The 748-nt window shown below is 65.8% G+C and carries 1 protein-coding gene; it reads right to left on the reverse strand.

Translation table 11 applies throughout. The features are described from left to right. Nucleotides 1–98 precede the first annotated feature (98 nt). Nucleotides 99–748: TCP-1/cpn60 chaperonin family protein (locus EOA24_RS39950; protein WP_281059950.1), on the reverse strand; the 650-nt coding region annotated here is incomplete at its 5' end.

A 748-nucleotide genomic window follows, 5' to 3' on the forward strand; every position in this document is an offset into this window, starting at 1 on the left:
TGGGCGTGCTTTATGGACTTCTTAGAAGTCCATGCCGCCACTCAAGCCCGCTTGCGGGCTTGAGCAATGTTGGTTGATGGGCGTGCTTTATGGACTTCTTAGAAGTCCATGCCGCCCATGCCACCCATGCCGCCGCCGGGCATGCCGCCCGGCATACCGCCGGCAGCTTCCTTCTTCGGTGCTTCGGCGATCATGGCTTCGGTGGTGACGAGCAGGCCGGCGACCGAGGCCGCGTCCTGGAGAGCCGTGCGCACGACCTTGACCGGGTCGACGATGCCCATGGCGATCATGTCGCCATAGTCGCCGGTCTGGGCGTTGAAGCCGAAGGTCGCGCCCTTGTTCTCGAGGATCTTGCCAGCAACGATCGAAGCTTCCGCACCGGCGTTCGACGCGATCTGACGGGCCGGAGCCTGCAGCGCGCGGCGCACTATGTTGATGCCGGCGGCCTGGTCGGAGTTAACGCCGGTGGCCTTGACGTTGGCCGAGGCGCGCAGCAGGGCCACGCCGCCGCCGGCGACGATGCCTTCTTCCACGGCCGCGCGGGTCGCGTTGAGCGCGTCGTCAACGCGGTCCTTCTTTTCCTTCACTTCCACTTCGGTCGCACCGCCGACGCGGATCACGGCAACGCCGCCGGCGAGCTTCGCCAGACGTTCCTGCAGCTTCTCCTTGTCGTAGTCCGAGGTGGTCTCCTCGATCTGCTGCTTGATCTGGGCGACGCGGCCCTGGATCTCTGCCTTCTTGCCGGCGC

The organism is Mesorhizobium sp. M2A.F.Ca.ET.039.01.1.1, assembly GCF_003998035.1.
Lineage (GTDB): Bacteria > Pseudomonadota > Alphaproteobacteria > Rhizobiales > Rhizobiaceae > Mesorhizobium.